The organism is Klebsiella sp. X1-16S-Nf21 (assembly GCF_002837615.1).
Classification (GTDB): Bacteria; Pseudomonadota; Gammaproteobacteria; order Enterobacterales; family Enterobacteriaceae; genus Klebsiella; species Klebsiella variicola.
The window spans coordinates 1-1,202 of the sequence record NZ_PJDK01000152.1 but is presented as its reverse complement, the minus strand read 5'-3'; the positions used below and the strand labels follow the sequence as shown (position 1 = coordinate 1,202).

Genomic DNA, 1,202 nt, shown 5'->3' with positions numbered 1-1,202 from the left:
GAGTGCTGGGGCGGCGCCACCTTTGACGCCTGCATCCGCTTCCTCGGCGAGGACCCGTGGGTCCGCCTGCGCGAGCTGAAAAAGGCGATGCCGAAGACCCCGCTGCAGATGCTGCTCCGCGGCCAGAACCTGCTCGGCTACCGCCACTACGCCGACGACGTGGTGGAGCGCTTCGTGGAGCGCGCCGTCAAAAACGGCATGGACGTCTTCCGCGTCTTCGACGCCATGAACGACCCGCGCAACATGCAGGCCGCCCTGCAGGCGGTCCGCCGCCACGGCGCCCACGCCCAGGGTACGCTTTCGTACACCACCAGCCCGGCGCACACCCTGCAGACCTGGCTCGACCTCACCGAACAGCTGCTGGAGACCGGCGTTGACTCCGTCGCCATCAAGGACATGTCCGGCATTCTGACGCCGGGGGCCGCCTTTGAGCTGGTCAGCGAAATCAAGAAGCGCTACGACGTCACCCTGCACCTGCACTGTCATGCCACCACCGGGATGGCGGAGATGGCGCTGCTGAAGGCCATTGAAGCCGGGGTCGACGGCGTCGACACCGCCATCTCCTCAATGAGCGCCACCTACGGCCACCCGGCCACCGAGGCGCTGGTCGCCACCCTCGCCGGCACGCCGTACGACACCGGCCTCAATATCCACAAGCTGGAGAGCATTGCGGCGTACTTCCGCGAGGTGCGTAAGAAGTACCACGCCTTCGAAGGCCAGCTGAAGGGCACCGACAGCCGTATCCTCGTCGCCCAGGTTCCGGGCGGGATGCTCACCAACCTCGAAAGCCAGCTGAAGCAGCAGAGCGCCGCCCACCGTCTGGATGAGGTACTGGCGGAAATCCCCCGCGTGCGCGAGGACCTCGGCTTCATCCCGCTGGTGACCCCGACCTCGCAGATTGTCGGCACCCAGGCGGTGCTCAACGTCCTGACCGGCGAGCGCTACAAAACCATCGCGAAGGAGACCGCCGGTATCCTGAAGGGTGAGTACGGCCGCACCCCTGCGCCGGTGAACGCCGCCCTGCAGGCGCGGGTGCTCGAGGGCGCTGACCCGGTGACCTGCCGCCCGGCCGACCTGCTGAAGCCGGAGCTGGCGCAGCTGGAAGCCGACGTCAGACGTCAGGCGCAGGAGAAAGGCATCACCCTTGCCGAAAACGCCATCGACGACGTGCTCACCGTGGCCCTGTTCCCGCAGCCCGGCCT

General features: G+C 67.4%; 1 protein-coding gene. It reads left to right on the top strand.

The features are described 5' to 3' along the window. Positions 1-1,202 (top strand): pyruvate carboxylase subunit B (locus CW267_RS29795; RefSeq protein ID WP_101148719.1); only part of this gene is annotated, 1,202 nt, incomplete at both ends.